Below are 13,180 nucleotides of genomic sequence, written 5' to 3' on the forward strand. Positions count from 1 at the left end.
TAAGAACGATTTGTTCATTTTACCCGACTTCCTACCAGCACATCTTTTATCCCGACGACATTTTTGACAATATAAATGGGATCAGACTCGCTTATCTCTTCAAACGAACCATATCCATACGTCACTCCAATAGAGTCGATTCCGGTATTATGTGCCCCGATAATATCGTGCTTCCTGTCTCCTATCATAATAAAGTTACCTGGTTCATATTCATTATAGATATCCAGGATGTATTGAATGATCTCAGTTTTTGACGTTCTCGTACCATCAAGGCTGCTTCCTGCAATCAGGGAAAAGAACTGGTCTATATTGAAATGCTTTACTATTTGTTCAGCAAATACAGTTGGCTTTGAAGTTGCAACAACTAACGTAAATCCTTTTTCTTTTAACGTTTCCAATAGTGATGGAATATTTGAATACAGCTTGTTTTCAAACATCCCCTTCTCCTTGAATCGCTCTCTATAAAAGTCAATTGCTCTTTTTGTTTTTCCCTCATCAAAATCGTAATACTCAGCAAATGAAACTTGTAGTGGTGGCCCGATAAAACATTCGAGGTCATGAACATCAGGCACCGCAACATCCAAATTCTCTAATGCATATTGAACCGATTTAGTGATTCCTTCTTTTGGGTCGGAAAGTGTTCCATCTAAATCGAATAAGATGATTTTATAGTTATTCATATAAGCTCCTTTCAATTGATTTCGGGAACCTTTGAAAACGGATGTTCCTTTTCAGTTGAACAGAAAATTTAATAAAGGTTCGTTTACTATCTTTCAATCTTCAATACATCCTCTGAGGGAGACAGATACTCTTTTTCCCCAATCGAAAAGTCCGTTTTTTGACGAGTTATTTCTGCATACTGAACAACGTTCCCCTCGTTAAGAAAAACGATTAAGTAGATATCGTCTCTACTCCTGATGTTGCTCGGATCTTCAAATTCAACCCCCATCTGCTTTTCAATATGCTCTTGAGGTGTATATGGTTGGAACAAGTAAGCTTTATCCCACTTGAAGTCCGTTAAGGGTGTGACCTTTATAACCTTATTATCTTGATCTTTAACCATTGAATAAATGGCCTTCTCAAAATCCTTATTATGCAGACCATCACTTTGGCTACAGCCAACCATCATTAATACTATAAGTAGGAAGGAAACCGTTATTACTCTCAAGGCAGATAGCTCACTTTCCTTAATATGATTTGCCGCAGGTGGAGTCTCCCCCCTGATACATGCACATTAATTATTTATTAGATTCTTCAAATACTCTATCTTCCCCATATCCTTATGATTATTTTGATCTGCCCGATAGCTGTCCTTGGATGAAGCCTCGTAAACACGTAAATATTGCTCGGGACTCAGCAGATAATATTTCACTTCTCCCTTTTGATGCATTTCCAGATCTTCCAATCGTACCCCCGCGAAGTCCGGCAACGTGTCGATTATTCCAAACTCAACGGATAATCCATCTTTCGAGAACTCATGTTCATGCAAATCAATCAGGGTATAACCCTTTGAATTCATTACCTTCACAATATCATTCCAGTTATGTATGGATGTTTCAGGGGGTACTTCCCATCCTCTTTTATCACCGAGCACATGTATGTCCAGATCCTGTGCGTCCCAGCTCTTTTCTGTGACCACTTCCAATCCCACAGAGCCCATCAGCAATGGAGTGATTCCAATACCATTTAGCTTCCTGGCAACTTCAATAAACTCATTAAACTTTTGATGATACGTCTTCACTACTGAAAAACTCCTCCCTGAGAATACTCATCCGCAACCTGTCCACGAATTCCCCGTTTCTCAACCGGTCCTGCCTTAATAGACCTTCATCCACATAACCCATTCTTCTATAAGACTTGATTGCTTTTTCATTATCGACCTCGACTCTTAGCCAAATCTTGTTCAGCCCGAGTTCCTCAAACCCCCATTGAAGCATCACTCGCATCGCAGCTAATCCGAATCCTCTCCCCCAATAGGTTTTATCTCCGATGGCCACTCCCAGTTCCGCATGTTTGTTTAATCGATCGATGTTTTATAAATCGATCCAGCCGATGTGTTTGCCTTCTTTCGTCATAATCGCCTTTTGTTCATATCCATTCGTCCTCTTGATGCACATGTCAATCCAGGCAAGGGTTTCTTCCTGGCTGAATGGAGGATATTTCTCCGGCATGTTCAAGTGCTTCGTTACTTCTCTATCCAGACACCACTGGTATCGGTCTTCTGCATCATCCAGCGTCAATTCTCTTAAAGTTACGTTTGGCCATTTAGTGGGTTTCATGGTAGTTTTCCTTTTCATAGTTGAGTGCTTTTGTAATGCTTTAATATTTCGATTAGAACCGCTTTGTTGTATTTCGTTTTCCCATGAATTCTTTCAGCCCATTCTTCCACCGTTTCCAGCTTTGGATCCTTCATCAGCCCTTCTGTCGTACTTAGAAAGCTCTCCCAGTTATAAAACTCCCAATGAGCGATTTCTGATTTGTACGGGATTCTGCATTCCAATAATGGATGGTTCTTTATCATATGTTGAGAATGCTCAGCAGCCTTCAGAAAGGTATCCATATCAATTCGTTCAGTCTGGAAAACTTGTTTCGATACTTTTCCATTCGGTCGATGATAGTGGATTTCGGTACCTGATGAATGACCCTGAACATGCACCCTTGCAGCGGGAAAGAAACCACTTAATTTTTCGTTGGTGAAATTTGTGCTCTTCGTATCTATTAAAATCGGATTCAACCATTGATCACCTAGGTCACAAAGAAATCGTTCCCCTTTTTCATTTAGAGCAATGACGGCCGCATGAGCCTCTTCCGAACCCAAGTTATGACCAACTGGATACGCTTCGACACCATTCCTTTTAAATTCATCCAGTAACCAGAGTGCAAGATCAAAACAATTCCCGGACATCCCGAATTGTTCCCGATGCTCCCGCATAAGAGAAACATCCCGCTGTTTCTTCGCGCTTCCCCCGTTATAAAACCAAACTTTCGTTAACGTTTCCATTGGAAAATCGTTAAATTTATTCCACGTCTTTAAAATGCTTTCTGAAGCTATCATTCTTGCACCTCGAATTCTTTCTTTAATTGATCTATGTATGACTTGATATAGCTTTTATATTCGTCCGTTAAACCATCTGGCAGATTATTGAGTTTATAAAATTTGATATCAACAGATTCTGTTTTATCGACCTCCAATTTTCCTCTTATGTCCTTTGTGGCATAAACGGCTGTGACGGAATACAATTCATCCCCATTCGATACTTTAAAATAATAGTCCGGCCCGGAGAACACATTTACCAGAGTCAGTTCCCCTATCTCAAGACCGGTTTCTTCCATCACTTCTCGCTTTGCTGTCTCCTCTAAACTTTCACCCAATTCCATCAATCCTCCCGGCAGTCCCCAGCCACCGTCCGTCCGATGCTGCAGAAGCAGTTCATGATGGTCGTTTAAGATAATGACGACAGATCCGGGTAGGATTAAGGGGCTGGTGCCAACCAGTTTTCGCAGATCTTGGACGTAGTTCATCATTTCCCCTCCCTTATTTGTTCAGTTTTACACGCTCCCACCACATTTTCATATCCTATGACAAGAATAGACTACTCTTCACTTGAAATAACATGGTTAATCATAGCCGTATACACTTTTTAATCCATTAGGAGACACTATTCATCCTGATTTGAGATTTTTAATCCTATTACAGATTAAATAATCCGAAATCCCAATAATTAATCCTGATTCGAAATAATTTTACATCCTTGTCGAATTTTATTTTTAGTTACGGCTATCTGGAGCATCCTTATATGACTTAGCCTTCAAATTTTTACATACAACAGCTTTATTACTGACAATTCCAATTATTCCAGTTTACTGACAGTAACTCAATCATTAGTTATAAAAAAGAAGCTTATCATTAGAGATTGATAAGCTTCTCTCCTCAAACTTGATGAATGATTCTTGTTTCTTCAATTTGTTCAAGGTGCCCTTTAGCTAACTCGAGTCAATGCTCTCCCTTAAATCATCAAAATTATTATTCATTGCTGCTACTTAGTAATATATCTTTGATTTCTTTAATAGAAGACACAATTGAATATGGAATATGATCCGTTGGTTTTTCTCCCCCTCTGAAATTGACCCATATTGCATCCATTCCTGCTTCCATGGGGCCAAGAACATCATGTGTCCACGAATCGCCTATGAATATTGTCTCTTCAGGTTTCTTATTAAAAGCTTCTAAAGCAATAGTATAGATTCTGGAATCAGGCTTTCTAATACCTATTTGTTCTGCATGAAATATTTTATTGTGGCTGAATATATGTCCTAGTCCCATATTGACTATCTTCTGTTGAGGGTCATAAAGTCCGTTTGTTACAATTCCTACCTCATAATGCTTATTCAGTTCATTCATTAAATTTAATACATATTCGTTAACAATAATCCATTTCATACTTGTGTTAGTAAAAAGAGCTTCAAGCTGTTCAATTGCTTCAATGTTCACCTTCACGTCAAAGTAATCAAAAGCGTTCTTCCATCTTTCTCTCTTAAATTCAAATGTGTTTATTTCCCCACTTACAAGTTTGTCAATTAAGGATTTTGGAGGTTGTTTTATTTTCTTCAGAAATAGTTGTTTATCCATCTCCCTTGTCAGTGGATGTTCTGTAAGAGATTGAACCAGTCCGTCATCAAACCAAGACGAATTTTCAAGTAGCGTGTCATCCAAGTCAAATAAAAGAAGGCTATACTTTTCCACTGACGTATCAACCCTTTTAATAGTTTTTTATAAATGAAAAATCAAATTGCATATTCATAATGAGCCATTGCTAGAGAAATAAGGATTAATGACAACGCTGATACCCTGAATACTACAGTTGTCTCTTCAACACAACTTCCCCCCACATAATTTCACCCGTCTTCTCAAACCCCAGACTTTCATATAATCTGATGGCATTCACATTCTCAGGTTCCGCGCTTGTGAATAATTCTATATTTGCAAATGTATGTGTCAGTTTTTCTATAAGTAATTGCGTTGCCTTCTTTCCGTAGCCTCTCCCTTGATATTTCTGATCGATCATTAACCGGCTCATTTCCATCCGGCTCGTTTCAGGATCTATCCCATACATGATGAAACCCACCATGCTATCTTGATGATAAATGCCCAATGGATATTGATCTTCTACATATTTTGACTGCAGCAATGAATAAGCGTTATCTGCGACAAACTCCTTCTGATGTTCAGAAACAGATAAGGTTACACATTCCTCCCAATTGTCAGCATTGATTTCCTTTAATCCCAGATTCATATAAACCACTCCTTACGGATGCAACCGTCCCATCACCACGGTATCGTAATAACGTCCATCCGATAATAATTTATCTTTCTTCAATACTCCTTCTACTTCAAAACCGTTGTTTTTATAGAGCTTGATGGCATTTTCATTGGTTTCAAGGACATTCAATGTGATCTTCTTAATGTCGTTTGCATCAGTCCAGCGGATTGACTCTTTTAATAAATTTTTCCCAATGCCGAATCCCCAGAATTCCTGTAATACACATACACCAAACTCCACCTTATGAGCGACACGCTTTAATGATTTCCCCTCACACCTGGAGAAACCTGCAATCCTGTCGTTCACTTCACAAACCAAAAAGAGATTCTGGGCACTCTCCGTATCTTCTTTAATGAGGTATATAAAGCCCACCTCATCTATGTATGCTTCACCCTTTTCCCTATCCATGTTTTCTGTCTCTCCGTCTGCCTCCAATCGCACTTCTGAGAGACTTTTTGCATCATCTTTCCTTGCTGACCTTATGGTATAGGTTAGATTACGAATATGAAATTCTATTGGATTAATGATTATTTCGATCCACTCCTCGCATTGGGATCACTCCCACCTTCAAACTATCATACAAAATATTATCCATTAATTTCTAATTTCTAACCACACTTATTATCCAGACCCAGTATTGAAGATGCAAAAATTAGCTGAAGATTATTATAGTGACCTCCAGCTATTTCTCCAATCAACGATGTGACGGCCAAGAACCTTGCATTTTCCTCATTTGAATAATTTGACCCGTATGGTATGCCTCATGAAGCATGATGTCTAAGAGCTTTTCTTCCAGAGCATTCTGTTCAAGTTCTTCAGTCGTAGTTCTACCAAGTGCTTCTCTTAAAAGACGGTGAGCGGACTCAACACGTTCAACAACTGCACTCCAGGCCTTGTCATCATTTAGTTGTTCCGTAAGATAGAAGGTTTCATTTCCATCGAGAGTTTGATTCCATTCACGGCCTTCTAATTGTGCGGTTAGTCTTTCTTTATAATAAGTAAGATGATTTACATTCTCCCATATGGTTTTGGTCGCCTCTCCATCCGGTCTCCAACTAGCCTGTTCTGCTGTGAGTCCTTCTATTGCAGGTTTGAATGGAGCATACCAACTTTCCTGGTCGTATGTAGTATCGAGCATTCTTAAGAGCAAGTCAGTTCGTTTCATGAGTATTTTCCTCCTTGGAATTGAAGTTTCATATTGATAGTACTTCAGCATAAAGTAGAAAACTCCTTCTATAATAGGGTCGGTACAAAAATCCACCCAGACCTCTTCTTTCATTCACACACTCTTTTTCACATAATGTAAGCCGTCCTGGAAAATAGTAAGAGCATATTCGAAAAGGAGAATTCACAATGAAAAAAGCTATCCTCTTTACCATCATCCTTGCTCTTGTTTTTCCATCAACACCCTCCGCATCCATAAACAATCAAGTTAAAGCTGCTTTTATAAGGGAGGGGAATTTGTGGACCTTGATAAATAACCAAGAAACACAAATAACGCATTCCGGTAACGTCCGCTCTCAACCCAAATGGTCAACCGATGGCACCTGGCTTGCCTATCAAGTAGAGACCACTTCTGAATTTGATAAAGGGAAAACGCAGTCAGAGCTATGGACTTATAATCTTAAAACCGGGGAAAAAAAGAGAATTTCTTATAACGGTCATTCTCCAGAATGGGCTCCCCATAAAAGCCATGTTGCTTATAATAATAGAGGAATTTTAGATATCTCAGACCTCAAGCGTTTCTACAACATTGCAACCGGGGTCAGTGACTTCACGTGGCTTCCGGATGGAAGTGGATTCCTTCTTTCTTCATCAGGAACTCTCAATCCGGATGGATGGTCAAGCGCCTCTTTGTACATAAAAAAAGTCGGCGATAACTATGAAGACATTGTTCTTTTTGGAGGGGTTGAGCCATTCTTCACCCTCCCAAGGGAAATTGGGACAAGTGATCAAAACAAACTGATTGCGGTCTATGCCGAGCAGCTGACCTACTCACCGAGCGGCAAGTGGATTTCATTTGTGGTGTCTCCAACCGCTTCCTGGTCCATGGACAGCAATATGGTGTGTGTCATCGATAAGGAAGGAAAAAATTTCGAAGTACTGGACGAGATGATTTTGGATGTAGGTCAGCCCAAATGGTCACCGTCAACAGATACGCTAGCCTATATCGCAGGCGGAGGGAGAATCGTATTCGGCTTCAAAAATAAAGATCTAAAAGTAAAAGAAATGCCTGTTTCAGGAACTTACACCCCTGCCCAATTCGCTGACCTGGATTTTGACTGGATGACTGACAAATCACTGGTGGTTTCAAGAATCAAAGAGCACGAGTGGACCAATGACTTCAGTAAGCATCCGCTGCCTGCCCTTTATACTCTGAATATCGATTCGAATCAACAAATGAAAATCACGAGTCCTCCTAAAGGATATGGAGACTATGCCCCTCAGTTCATCCAATCCATTGAAAAACTCGTTTGGTTAAGAGGGACATCTATAACAGATACGAAAAGGGACCTGTGGATAGGGAACAAGGATGGTACTGATGCTAAGCAATGGTTGGGGGATATTGAAGAAATTGTATTTTTTAAAAGGTAAGGTTGAATCTTGCAGCGTTGCAGCCAGATGGCCAAAATTATTCGACAAACGGATCACAAATGATTAATGTTGGATCAAATATAAAAATTCAGGATCATAAATCTGAATTCAGGATCAATTATCCTGAAAGCGGATCATAAATCCAAAATCCGGATCATAAGTAACGCAAACCGGATCATATCTCAATGTAGCCTGAATTTGTTCAAGCTTTTTAGGTTCCAAATGGATCTTATAATTACGACTCGCAAAATCCCCCCCCTCCATTTCCTAGTAAAAAGAAGAAAAAAACCAAAAAGCCGGGCATACCCCCGGCTTAACAATCATTTTTCAATCTCTAACACAACCACATCAAACAACTTCCCATCCGCATAAAGCACGAACGCCCACTCGCCACGTTCGGGAATGGTAACAGCCGATGGAGCATGAACATCAGCCCCATTATTCTCTCCACCCAGAGGAATGGTCCAGCCTTCACCATTATTCAATACGGGGTGGATGGTTCTCGTCTCCCGGTGATAACCAACCACTGTTAGTTCTGCAGCGTGGGTATTCCACAAATGCCACATCCATTTTTGTGCTTTCAAGCTTGGCATATCCGCTCCAATGATGCCTGATTGATGTTCATTTCCGATTATATTACGTCCAAATGTGCTTGCTTTTCGATCCCAGTTGATTTTGTCAAAATCACTTTTCTTAACGTATTCCGGGATATCTTTCGGTAAAACGACAGGCCTCTCTTCTTCCTTTTCAGCCACACTCACGACAACATAACCGTAAGCCTCGCCGTCAAGGTAGACTTCATACCTCCATAATCCGCTATTAGGTACCTGAAAGCTGGTGGTGAAGCGCTGTAAACTTGAGTACCCTGGTGATGGCTCGGTTATTTTTTGAGGAGATAATACTTCAATACGTTGCCCCGTCTCCTTGTGAACCGCCAAAATGGAGAGTTCTTTTTCTTTAAAGATATCAAAGGGCTCCTTGAAACTGAAAATATAGCCATTAGGCTTTCCCGCATGAAGTTCAGGGTCAGGAAAGATGCTGAATACGACTTTCTGCTTCTCCTTATAATCGTGTATTACTTGCCATGTGTTTGGGCTGCCGTTGATGGTTTCATTCTGTTTGATCAAAAAACCAGTTGAAACGAAGAAGCCTATTAAACAAATGGCGACAGTGGTCATGATGAAAATAACGAATTTATTAGGGCTTTTTGTCTTGACCGTACTACTTGTATGAACTGCATTTCTAATCTTATTTTTTTGAAATTCCCTAAAGTGAAGACCTTTGTGAGTAGTCGAATCCATCGCGTCCTTTAATTCTTTAAGCTTGCTCTCCATCATCCCCCCACCTTTCCATCATATTTTTCAGGTTTGCCCTGCCTCTATTCAATCTCGTTTTGATCGTATTCTGGTTCAGACCTAATATCCCTTTAATCTCTTCAATCGAGCATTCTTCATAATAATAAAGCGTGATCACTTCACGATACTTTACAGGCAAGGACAATACACACCTGGAAAGAAACTCTTCCTCACTTCGCTTTAGCAGACTCATCTCAGGTAACAAATCCCTTGATGTGAAAAGTGAAAAAAGACTTGAATTCATCACCACTTTCTTAAATGAAGAACTCTTCAATACATCCTTTGATTTATTAATGACCAGGCGATAAATCCACGCTTTGAAAGATTTAATCTCATCTATTTTTTCTTGATTCTTGTAGCATGTGATAAATACGTCTTGAACAATGTCTTCGGCCTGCTTCCAATCCTTCACATAGTTATAGGCTAACTTGGTGAGCCGTTCGCCATACTCATCCATTATCGCTTCAAGCCAGGCATCCCGAGCTTCAAAGTGCTCTTCATCCTTAACATTTCTCACAAGATCCTCACCTCATTCCCCTTTAATGCTAAGACGAATCAATCAGGGTTTGGTTTCATTTTATTTAGTAAACTACATAAACAGCATTCAACACACATATAGGTGTATCCTTTGATTAATCCAGAAAATAACATATACTTTTAATAGATTGGAAGTTTTTGAGACAGGAGGAGAAGATACTTGGCTATTTACCATAAAGTAATAGGAGAAGGCTTTCCCGTTGTAATGGTGCATGGGTGGACGCTTGACCATCAGGCGATGGTGCATGCAATGGAACCGAATTTCGAGAACAGAAGCGGTTGGAAAAGGATATACATAGATTTGCCGGGAATGGGGCTATCCGAACCCCAATCGTCCATTAAGAACTCGGACGATATGTTAGAAGCCGTGGTAGGGCTATTGGATGAGCTCATTCCTGATCAACCATTCATCGTGTGCGGATATTCATATGGGGGATATATGGCTAGGGGAATCGTTCAGGTCCGACATGACAGAGTTCATGGCTTAATGCTTCTGGCACCAATGGTCATAGATGAAACTGACAAAAGAGTACTTCCTCAGAAGACCGTTTTCAAAAGAGACCACAATTTGCTATCAGGACTTTCTTCAGAAGAAGCGGATGCATTTGCCTCCATGGGGGTCGTTCTAGGTAAGGCTGAATGGGAAAGGTTCCGGGATGATATACTGCTTCCTTCGAGCCAAACGAATGATGAATTCGTAAACAGGATCCGTGAAAATGGGTATGGTTTCACCTTCGAGCTCTCACAGAAACTTGACTATCCAGCGTTAATAATAACTGGTCGGCAAGACCATGTAGTAGGCTATCAGGACGCCTGGCAATTAATAGAGTATTATCCAAGGGCAACGTTTGCTGTCGTTGATATGGCTGGTCATAATGTCCAGATCGAGCAAGTCGATGTATTTAACACCTTGGTCCAAAGCTGGTTGGACAAACTTGAAACAGAGATTTTGCCGCCTTTGTAAGACAAGAGGGACGGACCTATGCTTACCTAAAAACTAAAGGTCCTTCCCTCAGATTAATGTCTTACCAAAATATGATATTAACTTTCACTTACTCTAATTCTCCCTTAACCAGCGCCGCTCTAAGATTGACACCATACTCCATGTATCCCTTCAAGCATGTCAGCATGTATACCCAGCCCTCTTTATTGTCTAGTAATTGGCTGATAAGGTTTTCGTTGGTCTCATCGAATCCTTCTTCTTTGACTACTACAATTGTGCTGCCTTTTTCTTCTTGCACAAATGTTATGGTCACTTTATGGTTTCCTGCCCACTCGAAGACAATCTTTTTATGTTCTTGAATTTCTTTTATGGTGATATCACCTTGTGCATCATATTCTTCATATCTTAAAGTAACAGTCTTTCCTTCCTCCCACCTTTCAGAACTTGAAGAAAACCAGAAGTTACCTATTTTTTCAGGATCAACAAATGCCTCGAAAATTTCATGTGCCGGCTTTTGAATTCTCATTTGAGAGAGATTATTCATACTCTTCCACTCGCTTTCATATATTTTTGCGTTATTTTATTTATATACTGTCTACTATTTCTTGTCCATTTATTATACCATTCCGTTTTCAATAATCTTATTTCTTGAAGCGGTACCCAACGCCCCAAATGGTTTCAATAAATTCAGGGGTTGAAGGATCATTCTCAATCTTCTCTCTGATTTTCCTGATATGAACGGTAACCGTCGTGATGTCTCCCATAGAATCAAATCCCCAAATCCTTTCGAATAGGTGTTCTTTACTGAAAACCCTGTTTGGATGAGTCGCCAGGAAAACCAATAAGTCGAATTCCTTGGCGGTAAATGTTGTTTCATCCTCATCGACGAATACTCTGCGTGAATCCAAATCGACCATAAGATTTTTAATCTCAATTTCTTTTTTCTTTTCTTCCCGGTTGATTAATCGGTTATACCTTGCAATATGAGCTTTTACCCTTGCAACGAGTTCATTGGGAGTAAAAGGCTTCACGATATAATCATCTGCTCCCCGATCAAATCCCCGGATTTTGTCAATGTCTTCTTTTCTTGCGGTAACCATTAAAATCGGAATATCCAGAAACTCCCTCAGTTTCTTGCATAACTGAAACCCATCGATTCCCGGCAGCATTAAATCTAACAAAATAAGGCTGTATGAATGGGTCCTTGCCAGGTTCAACCCTTCCTCTCCAGTCGATGCGATATCACTATCAAACCCATTCACCTCTAAATAATCCCTCTCTAATTCAGCAATATCTGCCTCGTCTTCTATTATCAGTATTTTCTGCACGTTATTTCACCTTTTTCAATGAAAAATAAATACTCGTCCCCACACCAGGCTCACTATCCGCCCAAATCTTCCCTTTGTGTTTTTCGATGATTTTTTTGGCTATTGATAAGCCAAGCCCGGTACCTCCCGTGGCTGAGTTTCTCGATGTATCTGTCCGATAGAAGCTGTCAAAGATATAAGGTAAATCGCTTTTCGCGATTCCGCTTCCATTATCTTTGATTTCCACCTGGGCTTCATACTGATCCTCACTCAGAATGACTTGAATTTCCTTATAAGTTTTATCCATATATTTCAAACTGTTTTGTGTAATATTCATGACAACCCTATTTAATTTTTCCCTATCTGCCTCAACGATATAAGAACCATGCCTATCATGATAAAGCACAGCTATACCATGCTCTTTTTCAAGCTTTATAGAAAGTTCTTCAATATAATCCTCAAAGTAATCGTTCAGTTTTACCTTCTCAAACGTAAACGGCAATTGTTCCAGGTCAAGCTTCGAATATAGAAATAATTCATCGATGAGGCCGTCCATATCATTAGCGTTTTTCTCAATTTTAGACATATAGCGATTCAGTTTCTCAGGAGTACACGCAACTCCATCTTGAATCCCGCTCACATATCCTTTGATTGATGTTAATGGCGTTTTTAAATCATGAGAAATACTGGCAATAAGCTCCTGACGATTCAGATCGTATTGTTCTTGAATAGCTGCAGCCTCCTTCAGTTTAAGCCGCATTTCTTCAAATGTATTGGACAATCGTCCTAACTCATCCCTCAAATCTGTAGCACAACTATAATCGAGATCACCTTCACTGATTTTTTTTGCTGCCAAGGACAGTCTATTTATTGGCTCTATAATACTCCTGGAAATATAATAGGTCAGTAAGCCATTAGTGATTACTAAAATCATTACGATAGCCCCGAAACGAAGGGTAAGGAAAAATTGTAAATCCTCCCCTTCCGGTTTCCTATTTAACACATAAAAAAACAAATATCCCGCAACCACTTCCAGAATCAATAAGCTGACAATAGGAATGACAATCATCCCTATATTCGATAATATCAATCTTTTCTTTATGGACATGCCATCACCTACCT

At 39.8% G+C, this 13,180-nt stretch carries 16 protein-coding genes and 1 pseudogene; 2 read left to right on the forward strand and 15 right to left on the reverse strand.

From position 1 onward, the window contains the following. Window positions 1-14: 14 nt before the first annotated feature. The 10 genes and pseudogenes from FZC88_RS18355 to FZC88_RS18400 form a co-directional block, all read right to left on the reverse strand. Window positions 15-680: an HAD family hydrolase gene (locus FZC88_RS18355; RefSeq protein WP_148995945.1), complete on the reverse strand. Its 666-nt coding sequence runs from the start codon at window positions 678-680 to the stop codon at window positions 15-17. A gap of 86 nt (window positions 681-766) precedes the next feature. Continuing rightward, on the reverse strand, window positions 767-1,063 hold the full coding sequence (locus FZC88_RS18360; RefSeq protein WP_262371967.1) for a hypothetical protein: 297 nt from the start codon (window positions 1,061-1,063) through the stop codon (window positions 767-769). A gap of 171 nt (window positions 1,064-1,234) precedes the next feature. Then, window positions 1,235-1,741 (reverse strand): phosphoribosylanthranilate isomerase, encoded by a 507-nt coding sequence (locus FZC88_RS18365; RefSeq protein WP_148995946.1) that lies wholly within the window; start codon window positions 1,739-1,741, stop codon window positions 1,235-1,237. After that, window positions 1,716-2,279, reverse strand: a pseudogene (locus FZC88_RS18370) (GNAT family N-acetyltransferase). The gene FZC88_RS18365 and the pseudogene FZC88_RS18370 overlap by 26 nt, the downstream one beginning before the upstream one ends. 14 nt (window positions 2,280-2,293) lie before the next feature. Continuing rightward, window positions 2,294-3,055 carry a hypothetical protein gene (locus FZC88_RS18375; protein WP_148995947.1) on the reverse strand — a complete coding sequence of 254 codons (762 nt, stop codon included), beginning with the start codon at window positions 3,053-3,055 and terminating at the stop codon, window positions 2,294-2,296. After that, window positions 3,052-3,522 (reverse strand): NUDIX hydrolase, encoded by a 471-nt coding sequence (locus tag FZC88_RS18380; protein ID WP_148996193.1) that lies wholly within the window; start codon window positions 3,520-3,522, stop codon window positions 3,052-3,054. The genes FZC88_RS18375 and FZC88_RS18380 overlap by 4 nt, the downstream gene beginning before the upstream one ends. A gap of 502 nt (window positions 3,523-4,024) precedes the next feature. Beyond that, window positions 4,025-4,744 (reverse strand): HAD family hydrolase, encoded by a 720-nt coding sequence (locus FZC88_RS18385; RefSeq protein ID WP_148995948.1) that lies wholly within the window; start codon window positions 4,742-4,744, stop codon window positions 4,025-4,027. Window positions 4,745-4,856: 112 nt separating this feature from the next. Further along, window positions 4,857-5,294: a GNAT family N-acetyltransferase gene (locus FZC88_RS18390; protein WP_148995949.1), complete on the reverse strand. Its 438-nt coding sequence runs from the start codon at window positions 5,292-5,294 to the stop codon at window positions 4,857-4,859. A 12-nt stretch (window positions 5,295-5,306) separates the two neighbouring features. Further along, window positions 5,307-5,852 carry a GNAT family N-acetyltransferase gene (locus tag FZC88_RS18395; protein ID WP_148995950.1) on the reverse strand — a complete coding sequence of 182 codons (546 nt, stop codon included), beginning with the start codon at window positions 5,850-5,852 and terminating at the stop codon, window positions 5,307-5,309. A gap of 163 nt (window positions 5,853-6,015) precedes the next feature. Continuing rightward, entirely contained in the window at window positions 6,016-6,486 is a 471-nt protein-coding gene (locus FZC88_RS18400; protein ID WP_148995951.1) for a DinB family protein, read from the reverse strand. Between the two features lie 188 nt (window positions 6,487-6,674). Between FZC88_RS18400 and FZC88_RS18405 the strand changes: the two genes are divergently transcribed. Continuing rightward, the gene (locus tag FZC88_RS18405; protein ID WP_148995952.1) at window positions 6,675-7,916 is read left to right on the forward strand and encodes a TolB-like translocation protein; all 1,242 of its coding nucleotides are present in this window, start codon (window positions 6,675-6,677) and stop codon (window positions 7,914-7,916) included. Window positions 7,917-8,236: 320 nt separating this feature from the next. Here the strand turns inward: FZC88_RS18405 and FZC88_RS18410 are convergent, their stop codons facing one another. Both FZC88_RS18410 and FZC88_RS18415 read right to left on the reverse strand, forming a co-directional pair. Continuing rightward, entirely contained in the window at window positions 8,237-9,250 is a 1,014-nt protein-coding gene (locus FZC88_RS18410; protein ID WP_148996194.1) for a helix-turn-helix domain-containing protein, read from the reverse strand. After that, entirely contained in the window at window positions 9,234-9,788 is a 555-nt protein-coding gene (locus tag FZC88_RS18415; RefSeq protein WP_148995953.1) for a sigma-70 family RNA polymerase sigma factor, read from the reverse strand. The genes FZC88_RS18410 and FZC88_RS18415 overlap by 17 nt, the downstream gene beginning before the upstream one ends. Before the next feature lie 180 nt (window positions 9,789-9,968). On the opposite strand from FZC88_RS18415, the gene FZC88_RS18420 reads away from it, so the two are divergent. Further along, entirely contained in the window at window positions 9,969-10,772 is an 804-nt protein-coding gene (locus FZC88_RS18420) for an alpha/beta fold hydrolase (protein ID WP_148995954.1), read from the forward strand. 88 nt (window positions 10,773-10,860) lie between these two features. On the opposite strand, the gene FZC88_RS18425 is transcribed toward FZC88_RS18420, so the two are convergent. The 3 genes from FZC88_RS18425 to FZC88_RS18435 form a co-directional block, all read right to left on the reverse strand. Beyond that, window positions 10,861-11,295, reverse strand: coding sequence for an SRPBCC family protein (locus tag FZC88_RS18425; RefSeq protein WP_148995955.1), 435 nt, complete (start codon window positions 11,293-11,295; stop codon window positions 10,861-10,863). Between the two features lie 97 nt (window positions 11,296-11,392). Then, window positions 11,393-12,079: a response regulator transcription factor gene (locus tag FZC88_RS18430; protein ID WP_148995956.1), complete on the reverse strand. Its 687-nt coding sequence runs from the start codon at window positions 12,077-12,079 to the stop codon at window positions 11,393-11,395. 1 nt (window position 12,080) lies between these two features. Next, window positions 12,081-13,166, reverse strand: coding sequence for a sensor histidine kinase (locus FZC88_RS18435; protein ID WP_148995957.1), 1,086 nt, complete (start codon window positions 13,164-13,166; stop codon window positions 12,081-12,083). Window positions 13,167-13,180 lie beyond the last annotated feature (14 nt).

Source organism: Rossellomorea aquimaris, assembly GCF_008180865.1.
Lineage (GTDB): Bacteria > Bacillota > Bacilli > Bacillales > Bacillaceae_B > Rossellomorea > Rossellomorea yichunensis.